9 protein-coding genes are annotated in these 9,247 nt (G+C 63.6%); 4 read left to right on the plus strand and 5 right to left on the minus strand.

The features are described 5' to 3' along the window. Nucleotides 1–916 precede the first annotated feature (916 nt). Nucleotides 917–1,627 carry a DUF3581 family protein gene (locus VLR48_RS06645; protein WP_325291019.1) on the plus strand — a complete coding sequence of 237 codons (711 nt, stop codon included), beginning with the start codon at nucleotides 917–919 and terminating at the stop codon, nucleotides 1,625–1,627. Nucleotides 1,628–1,632: 5 nt separating this feature from the next. On the opposite strand, the gene VLR48_RS06650 is transcribed toward VLR48_RS06645, so the two are convergent. Then, on the minus strand, nucleotides 1,633–3,867 hold the full coding sequence (locus VLR48_RS06650; RefSeq protein ID WP_325291020.1) for an ATP-dependent RecD-like DNA helicase: 2,235 nt from the start codon (nucleotides 3,865–3,867) through the stop codon (nucleotides 1,633–1,635). A gap of 117 nt (nucleotides 3,868–3,984) precedes the next feature. Here VLR48_RS06650 and mtnC point away from each other — a divergent pair, with 117 nt between their 5' ends. Next, nucleotides 3,985–4,662 carry an acireductone synthase gene (mtnC, locus tag VLR48_RS06655; protein WP_325291021.1) on the plus strand — a complete coding sequence of 226 codons (678 nt, stop codon included), beginning with the start codon at nucleotides 3,985–3,987 and terminating at the stop codon, nucleotides 4,660–4,662. Between the two features lie 454 nt (nucleotides 4,663–5,116). Here the strand turns inward: mtnC and VLR48_RS06660 are convergent, their stop codons facing one another. The 4 genes from VLR48_RS06660 to VLR48_RS06675 form a co-directional block, all read right to left on the minus strand. Beyond that, nucleotides 5,117–5,455, minus strand: coding sequence for a helix-turn-helix transcriptional regulator (locus VLR48_RS06660; protein WP_325291022.1), 339 nt, complete (start codon nucleotides 5,453–5,455; stop codon nucleotides 5,117–5,119). Nucleotides 5,456–6,014: 559 nt separating this feature from the next. Further along, on the minus strand, nucleotides 6,015–6,797 hold the full coding sequence (locus VLR48_RS06665) for a hypothetical protein (RefSeq protein WP_325291023.1): 783 nt from the start codon (nucleotides 6,795–6,797) through the stop codon (nucleotides 6,015–6,017). 589 nt (nucleotides 6,798–7,386) lie between these two features. Continuing rightward, nucleotides 7,387–7,755, minus strand: a complete 369-nt coding sequence (locus VLR48_RS06670) for a helix-turn-helix transcriptional regulator (protein ID WP_325291024.1) — start codon at nucleotides 7,753–7,755, stop codon at nucleotides 7,387–7,389. A gap of 256 nt (nucleotides 7,756–8,011) precedes the next feature. Then, entirely contained in the window at nucleotides 8,012–8,353 is a 342-nt protein-coding gene (locus tag VLR48_RS06675) for a hypothetical protein (protein ID WP_325291025.1), read from the minus strand. A 211-nt stretch (nucleotides 8,354–8,564) separates the two neighbouring features. Here VLR48_RS06675 and VLR48_RS06680 point away from each other — a divergent pair, with 211 nt between their 5' ends. Together VLR48_RS06680 and VLR48_RS20220 are read left to right on the plus strand one after the other, a co-directional pair. Beyond that, a complete protein-coding gene (locus tag VLR48_RS06680) occupies nucleotides 8,565–8,822 on the plus strand; it encodes a DUF1826 domain-containing protein (protein WP_325291026.1) in 258 nt (85 codons plus the stop codon). Nucleotide 8,823: 1 nt separating this feature from the next. Further along, nucleotides 8,824–8,916: a hypothetical protein gene (locus VLR48_RS20220; RefSeq protein WP_414718585.1), complete on the plus strand. Its 93-nt coding sequence runs from the start codon at nucleotides 8,824–8,826 to the stop codon at nucleotides 8,914–8,916. Nucleotides 8,917–9,247: the final 331 nt, after the last annotated feature.

Below are 9,247 nucleotides of genomic sequence, written 5' to 3' on the forward strand. Positions count from 1 at the left end.
TCACGTGCCCTTGCGCTCCGATCCGATGTCATACTTAGTGTTATATCACAAAGTCATAGGGAATGACCTACGCCACGATCCAGGCGCTCGCGAGCGCAATGCCAGGATGATTGGCGGTGAATCTGGTCTATTGTCGGACGAACGTGGGTCAGCAAGGTCTGATGTTGTCGGCTCCTGCGGTCCGGATCCGACAATACTTGCAGGTCAGGCGTCGGAAGTTTGCAAGTCGTTAACGCTCGGCGCGAATGGATTGCTGCCCGGGCCAGAGCTGTCTTCGCCGAAAGCGCCCAGCGGCCGGTTCCCGGTCCGATCCAGACGTCGAAGCAGTCGGCGCTCGGTGGCCGTAATGGGTCCTGAGCACGCGCCCAGGCTCAGGTTTTGGGTGACCGCATTGCGTCCAATTCAGTCACTCAACGTGGAGGCTTGGGTGGCAGCAAACAGGATTGAGGAGTCACCACGCTGCGAACGACCCGTGACGGCTTCCCGGAACACAGCGATTACTCGTTTGGCTCGACTCGGTTGTCGGTCCGGGTCGGCAGCCGCCTTTTCTCGACATGGAACGGCTTGTCTGATTAAACGCGAATCAGCCTGATCGGAGGCACTCCGCGGTATCCGCTTCGGTGATACTTGATTCTCGCTGATGGTGGGGCGGCGTTGTCCAACGCCAACGTCTCGTAGTGGATCTGAAGCGGCATTCAAGCTTAACCTCGACAGTGCCGGGGCGCCGGCGCGCCGGGGCGGGCTTGCTTCTCCACGTGTTCCCCGCGTCTGCGGGGATGAACCGCTAGTGCGTAGGCACGAAGCGACAGTGTTCCCCGAGGGCAAGCAGCGCCAACCCGACCCCTCTCGCCGTCGATGTCCTTTCCTCGCCTCAGTGGCAGGTCGTCCGGCCTCCCATACCTCGGAGCTTTGAGCCATGTTTCTCGATCCTTTCCACACGGCCGAAGAGGTCACGCTGCGCATCTCCGCGCCGCAAGGCAGCGCCTTCGCCAAGGAGGTCGCGGGTGACTTCAATCCGATCCACGATGCAACGAATCCGCGCTTCTGTGCCCCCGGCGATCTCCTCTTTGCACTTGTCCTCGCCCGATGTGGTCTTGCGAGTCGGATGACCTTTCGCTTCACCGGAATGGTCGCAGCAGATGCCGCATTGAACGTCATTCAGAGCGGCGCCGGCGTCGTGGTCGAGACGACCGAAGGCAAGCCCTGTCTCGAGGTCGAGCGTTCGGGACAGGTGACCGGGGATCTGGTCATGATTGAATCGCTGGTGCGCCGCTACGTGGCCTTTTCGGGTCGGAATTTTCCGCACATCCTGGTGCCGCTCATGGAGCAGCAGGGTGTGATGATCAACCCGGATCGGCCCCTGGTGATCTATGACCGGATGTCGTTTGAGCTGGACCGATTGGACTGCCATGACCTGGACATTGCTCTGGAATCGACCGAGCTGGAGGTGAAGGGCAAGCGCGGCGAGGCCCGACTCGGATTCCGCCTGACGGCCGCCGGGGAGCCGGTCGGGCAGGGCGCGAAGACCCTGATCCTGAGTGGCTTGCGGGCCTACGAGCCCGAGGCGTTGCGGGGGTTGGTCGAGCGCTATGCCGGGTGGAAGGCCGCCTATCTGGCTGGCATCTGACCGCCTCATGGATGTTGGCTCGTGGGCTGCTCGGGCTGAGCTGGAAATGCCCCCCGCTCGTGGACGCCCGATCCCTCCCGTAGCCTCTCCCCCAACCGCGTTACCCTCCGCTGCGACTCCCGCCGCTTGACCGCCATCCGCAACGCCTTCGTCTCGGCAATGATCACCACCAGCTTGCGCCCACGCGTCACGGCCGTGTAGAGCAGATTACGCTCCAACAGCTGGTAGTGCTGCATCGCCAGCGGGATCACCACCACCGGGTACTCCGAGCCCTGGGACTTGTGGATGCTTGCGGCGTAGGCGAGCGCGAGCTCGTCGAGGTCCCCGAAGTCGTACTTCACCGCCCGGCCGTCGAAGGTCACGGTCAGCGTGCTCTGCTCCGGATCGATGGTCGCGATCCGCCCGATGTCTCCGTTGAAGACCTCCTTGTCGTAGTTGTTGACCCGCTGCAGCACCTTGTCGCCGGGCGCGTAGGTTGTGCCGAACTTCTGCACCCGCGGCTCGGCCGTCGGGTTGAGCAGGCGTTGCAGCTCGACATTGATCGCCTGCACACCGAGTCCGCCGCGGTTCATCGGCGCCAGTACCTGGATGTCCTCGACCGGATCGAAGCCGAAGCCGCGCGGAATGCGCGTGGTCACGCTGGCGTAGAGCTTGGCGGCGATGTCCTCGGGGTCGGTCGCCTCGATTAGATAGAAGTCGCTGGTCTCGCCCTTGGCCGGGGCAAGCGGGATCTCGCCTTGGTTGATTCGGTGGGCGTTGACGATGATCCGTGAGCTGAGCGCCTGGCGGAAGATCTCGGTCAGGCGCACCGTCGGCACTGCGCCCGAGCCAATCAGATCAGCCAGGACCGCGCCGGGGCCGACCGAGGGCAACTGATCGACGTCCCCGACGATCAGCAAGCCCGCATCGTCCGGGACCGCACGCAGGAGCTGGTTCATCAGCACGGTGTCCATCATCGACGCCTCGTCGATGACCAGGAGTTGGGTCTCCAGCGGATTCTCCGCATCGCGCTTGAAGCGGAAGGTCGTCGGATCGAACTCCAGCAGACGATGCACCGTCTTGGCCTCGATCCCGGTGGTCTCGGTCAGGCGCTTGGCGGCGCGCCCCGTCGGCGCAGCCAGGGCGACCGACAGGCGCTTGGCCTGCAGGATGCGCAGCAGGCTATTGACCAGGGTGGTCTTGCCCACGCCCGGACCGCCCGTGATGACGGTTACTTTGTTCGCGAGCATGGTCGCGACCGCTCCGCGCTGCGAGGGTGCGAGGGTCAGTCCGGTCTGCGCCTCGACCCACGGCAGGGCCTTTTCCGGATCGACCGTCCCCCAGGGCGGTGCCCCTTGCAGTAGACGCCGTATGTGCGACGCGCACCCGACTTCGGCGCGATGCAAGGGCGTCAGGAAGAGCAGCTCCCGATCCAGGATCAGATTCTCCGCCGTCTGCTCGCTCGCGATCGCCTCTTCGATGATCGCCGCAGGGATCTCCAGCAGCTTGATCGCCATGGCGACGAGTTTCTCGGGCGGGGCAGCGCAATGCCCCTGCTCGGACCAGACCTGCAGTGCATGGCGCACGCCGGCTTGGGCGCGGATCAGCGAATCCCGCGGGATGCCGAGGTTCTGCGCAATTAGATCGGCGGTCTTGAAGCCGATGCCCCAGATGTCGAGCGCCAAGCGATAGGGGTTCTCGGTGACCTTGAGGATGGCTTCGTCCCCGTAGGTCTTGTAGATCCGCACGGCTCGCGAAGTGCCGACCCCGTGGGATTGCAGGAAGACCATGATCTCGCGGATGACCTTCTGCTCGGCCCAGGCGCTGGACACCCGCTCGCGGCGCTTCGGGCCGATGCCCTCGAGCTCTTCGAGGCGCTCGGGCGTGTTCTCGATGACGTCGAACACGGCCTCGCCGAAGGCGCGTACCAGCTTGCGGGCGAAGTGCGGACCGATGCCCTTGACCATGCCGGAGCCGAGATACTTCTCGATACCTTCGAGCGTGGTCGGGGGAACGACCCGGAGCTGCTCGGCGCGAAACTGCAACCCGTGCTCGCGATCGTTGACCCAGGTGCCCTGGGCCTCGATGGACTCCCCGGCCGACACCGACGCGGCGCTGCCGATCACCGTCATCAGATCGCGCTGACCTCTGACCTTCACCCGCAGCACGCAGAAGCCGGATTGCTCGCTGTGGAAGGTCACGCGCTCGATTGCGCCGGCGAGGCGTTCGTGAGGGGTGGGGTCGGGGGAGGGCGGCTGCATCGGCGGATTGTAGCGCCGGGGGTGGGGCGGGCGAGGTAGAGATGTTTCGAGCGATGCCGGACATGGCGTTACACTCCGGATTTCGCCGTGAATCTCCGCCGACAGGATTAAGCAGACATGATGCCGGTCGAGGCGATAGTGCTGGATATCGAGGGAACGACCACCTCAGTCGCGTTCGCGACCGAGGTGTTGTACCCCTACGCCCGTGAGCGCCTGCCGAACTACATCCGCCAGCACCGCAACGAGCCCGACGTGGCGGCGATCATGGACGAAGCGCGGGAGGCGGGCGGCGTGTGGAACGACGAAGCGGTGGTGGTGCGCATGTGCCATTGGATGGAGCGGGACCAGAAGGTCACGCCATTGAAGACCCTGCAGGGTCTGATCTGGGAGGAGGGATACCGCAACGGCGAGCTGGTGACGCCCCTTTATCCGGACGTCGCCCCGGCGATGCGGACTTGGCACGCGCGGGGGTTTCGGCTCTACATCTACTCATCGGGATCGGTCCATGCGCAACGGCAGATCTACAGCCACACCGCCGCCGGCGACCTGACGCCGCTGTTGTCCGGCTATTTCGACACCCGCATCGGACACAAACGGGAGGTCGGCTCCTACCGGCGCATCGCCGAGGCCATCGGCGTCCCTCCCCGGCGCATCCTGTTCCTGTCGGACGTGCGCGAGGAGCTCGACGCCGCCCGGGAGGCGGGGTGGCAGACGGTTTGGATGGCCCGAGAGGGACTCGCGGGACCGGCCGCAGCCCACCGGCGGGCCACGCGCTTCGACCGGATTCCGCTTTGAGGAATCAAATCGCTGTTTGCGAGCCAATCGTCCTCGGGTCCGGGACGACATCGGCCGCAAGGTACCGTTGACCCAAAGCGCGATGGCTCTTCCGCGGGTGCCATTTCCCGGCGCGCATTCGCTTGGTCACACCCTGCCGGTAGGCGCCGGGGTCGGGCACAGCGAGCAAATGTTCGCCCGTACATTGCAGGCGGGTCGCGATGCCTTTGGTGATGTTCAGTTGGGCTATCAGCTCATCAGGACTAGCGAGCCACATCGGGGCGCCACAGTAGTAGCAACGGGCACCTCGAGTTGACTTCCGCACTCGGACGGGCGCCACGGTTTCATCCCGTCGCCCGACCGAGGAACCTGGCTCCTGCGCAAGGCGTCAACTTCATGCAGCGATGGCTCGATCCGACCTTCTCCCCAAATCCTCGACCTTTTGGATCCAGAACGAACAGGACGGGGCGGGGTCTTACGGTTCCGATGACTCCACGAGCCTTGCGGCAAGCTCTGCGAGTCGCGCGCGATCCGTTTCGTCCATGCGGTCGTAGCATCGGATGATGTCGCCGAGCCGCGGATCTGGGGTGTAGAGATAGGCCAGCGGTACGCCGAAGACCTCGGCGATCTTTATGGCCGTTGCCTCGGATGGATCGTGCTCGCCTGTCTCGTAGCGGCTGATCCGAGCCCGCGCACTGCTCTCCTCCAAGCCGATCATGACGCCGACCTTTTCCTGGGAGAGTTCGGCCTGGTTGCGGAGTTGCCGCAGACGCTGGCCGAAGATGGGGGAGTGCGGAGTCGCATGCGCGGGCATCTGCCCATCGTGATTGATGGCCCTTTTGCGGTTGTCACGAATAACGTAACATCACGCATGTCAAGATCATCGAGTGCCAAGCGGAACCCGTGATGCTCTGCTCGACTCTCAGGACTGCTCCAAGCCTCGGCTGCACTCCCCCTGGCCCCCTCTTCCGGACGAGCGATAGCGAGTCCATGAGAAGCGCGTAGCCGAAGGCTAGCGCTCCTTTCCTCTAGATGAAGAACCGGATGATGAGGACCGCCACTTAAGGGGCCTCTCGGCCGTCACATAACGGCCATCCGGCAGTCATGCGCCACTCTCCGTGGTCGAGCCCCGACACTTCTTCCCGTTACCACGACACTTAATTCTCGGCGACTCGCCGAGACACGGCCTCGGACGACTCAGCAGATCTGTCGGACAGGCGTACAAGGCCCAAAGCGGTGTTTGCAGCGCGAAAGACAGTGAAATCGATGCTCGTGCAGGGATGGCGAGGGCGATCGTGGAGAGTTCAGGACAAGCGGGAGCGTCGCCGGCGATGGCGGATGGGGAATGAAGCGTTGGTTAACTCCGCGGTGACCTACGAGGTGTCGCAGCGGATCGGGAACGGATTGAGGCCATCGGCGATGTCCGGCTGAACGAGGCGGTTCGCGGTGTCGGTGCGGTCTGCCGGCCTGGATGAGTCGGCGTCGTCCAACATCGCGCGCATGGCGTCGATGTGCTTGCTGTGCGTGAACGGGCCGGTGAGGGGAGGGGAGTCGGAAGAGAAATCGGGGATATGGGCAGCGGCCGGTTTAGACGCGGGGCCGCCGCCCACGACCCTGTCGAGCAAGGCGCGTGCTCCGATCATCATGCGGGCGGCAGCCGTGCGGTTCGGCGTCCCGCCCTGGTCCTGAGCACGCTTCTGGCCGATCCGTTGCCGGTCATGCTCGAGCCTCGCCTGTAGACCGAACAACCCGAAGAACGCGGCGGGGACGACGCGGATGGCCGCACGGCCGATATAGCTACCATCCTCCTGAAGCTCGCAACGCGGGTAGATCGTCAGGAGTCCTCCGCCGACGATGTCGCGCATCGCGCGCTCGGCACGACGCAGGCTCAGCCCGGCGCGTTCGGCCAGTGTGTCCATGCGGATCGGCAGCAGGGTACCGTCGGGTTGCGGCACGCTCAGGCAGAGCGAGGGTAGGTCGCAGTAGTGGACGATGGCCCCGAGCAGAGCACAGCATGCCTCCCGGCGTTCCGAACGCATCTGTCTCGGCGTGTAATCACCGTCGGGTTCGGCGGCTTTCTTTCGACCGAACAGCGCGCTTGCCAGACTCGGGATCTTCTGAGGATCGTCGTAGAAAGCGCGTATGCGCTCGACCAACTTGCGGATGATCGGCGGTCGCGGTTTATGGTCGGGTGGTGCAGCAAACCAGCGCGGAGCGGTTGGATCGTGACCGCACCGGTTCCCTGAGGTTGCTGATAGGTCCGCCATATCCGCGTCCGACACTCCATGTCTCGATGGATGATATGCCCCGGACCAAGAGGGTCGGGCCTGTTCATTCGGACAGCGGCGACAGCAGTTGGCCGTTGCTTTGACGGTTAGGCGTTGTTGCCTCGACGATCCGTGCACGCCTTGAAGGTCGTACACGAAAAAACCATGACGATCATGAGGCATAAGACAGACAGTTGCGAACCTAACCGAAGTCCGGCCTTGCAGGCAATCAAATTTTTACGTGCCTATCGAGTATTTCGGACACGAAAAGAATATCTTGATCGAATAAATGCAGCGATTATTCAAGTCATCCGTTCGTAATATTCTGACGTAGCGTGTTTTTTGCGAGACGGTTGCGAGCCATGCGTCCCCTGGATATCGGAAGAACCCTTTCGATCTCGCAAACGACCCGGGCTGGGTGCTGGTGGGGTCTTGGTACCAGATCATCGGATCGGATAATCCGGATGCGATACTTCCGCTAGGCCGCCTGCGCCCGCTGACCGTGCGAGCGATCGGCTTCGGACTCGGCCACCGAGTCGATCATCGCCCGCCCGCGTTTGTCGCTCGCACGATAGCGGGCCAGTAGATTGATCTCGTCACTCGACAACGGATCGCTGTCCTCCAGACAAAGCAGATACACGGGCGAGACGTCGCCCAATGCGCGCGCCAGCATCACAGACTCCTCGAGCCCCATGCGCCGGATACCCTGCTCGTAGTTGCTGATCCGTGACTTGGCCAGTCTGTCGTCCGTCAACGCAGCGAGCTGCGACAGACTCAACTTCCGCCGGTGGCGTTCGGCGCGCAGCCGCAACCCGATTGCGGCACTGAGTGGATCTCTCTCGGACATGGGTGTCTCCTTGTAGTTGGTATTCACGTCACAGCGTAACGCAAAGATCGAGTGCCAACAAACAAAGCGTGTCCGTACTGCTCGACTCAGAGACCATCGTTCGGGCTGATAGCCGTTACGCAGTTGCGAATACGTCGTCTTCGGCATCACTCTCCTCGCGATCAGGCGTAAGGTCTTACTCGGATTGTCCCTGCATTCAAGCTCGTACCGTCTCGGGTTCTCGGCGAGCCCGTTCGGGTCGCCAGTCCGTCCGATCTCAATGAGGCCCGCAGCTTTCGCCGACCGATGGGATCGCCATGATCTCCAAGAGCAAGGGCTGATGATTGCGCAGCGTCGCGGTGATGGCCGTGTAGAGGGTGACATCGTCGTCGATCGGCACCTCGCCATCGCCGCTCCAGCCATTGAACCACGCGGTGGAGAATCCGATCAGCCAGGCGAGCTGCAGCTTGAGATGTCCAACTGGGGGCAGGTGTCGGGGGTCGAGCGCAGCGTTGAAGCAGAGTGCGCCGAGGGCGAACCAGTCATCGTCGAGGTCATATTCGGGTGAATCGGCCGCGTCGAGGGGCCGGGTGCGCGAGGGACGGCGGCAAGCATCCATTTCCGAGTGTCCATATCCGTTTCGTTGACGGAGTCTAAACCGCTTTTTTCGTTTTTTGAAGGAAGTCGTGCCGGGGGATTCGAGGCCGGGTCGAACAGCCCTGCGCTGAAGACGGCGTCGTGGGGATCGGGTCTCGGCAGCGATCTCCGACGGGTAATGACGTCGATCGGGTGAACTCACGTGCGGGCGTACACCTTATACCCGATATAGCGTGTGGTTTAAGTCTCGAAACTGCCGGACCATCGGCCTGCGCATCGAGCGTCTGGATCGCGCCATGTGTCCCCGCTGGCATGTCGATCGCACCGGCATCCGAATGCTCTGCACTTGGTGCGGTCCGGGGACGGAATGGCTTGACGCTTCCGGGATCGGCCCGCGGGGTCTGCCCGACAGCGCCGCAGGCGCCCCGGCAACCGGCCAAGCCCGGCCCTTCGATATTGTGCTGCTCAAGGGGCACCGCCTGGCAGGGTAACGTGGCCGGCGGGGCGATCCACCGCTCCCCGCAGGTCGATCCGAGCTCGGGTCCGCGGATCCTCGTGGCCCTGGATGCCCTCTGGGACGACTAATTCGGCGCGCGTCACCTGACGTCCGCCTCACGGCGCCGAGCACGCGGGCTCACGCCCCGCGGCACGGGCTTGGCGGTAGATCTCGCCGATGCGTTGGGACGTATCGCCACAGAGTAGGCGCCCGCAAACACCGGATCTGACCGCTGCGCAAATTGCTGTCAGCCGAGTCGCCGGTGTGGGCGACGGCAGGGCCCCATTTTCGGTCACCGGCACATCTGACCTGAGCGTCCGGTCAACGCGCGTAGCGGACTGTCGCAGTCAACACTGTGAGTGAATCTGGAGGACCATCTTCGGACGCTGCGCCGGCACCGATGAGCGGCCGCAATGACCT

It is taken from the genome of Thiocapsa sp. (genome assembly GCF_035467215.1).
Classification (GTDB): domain Bacteria; phylum Pseudomonadota; class Gammaproteobacteria; order Chromatiales; family Chromatiaceae; genus Thiocapsa.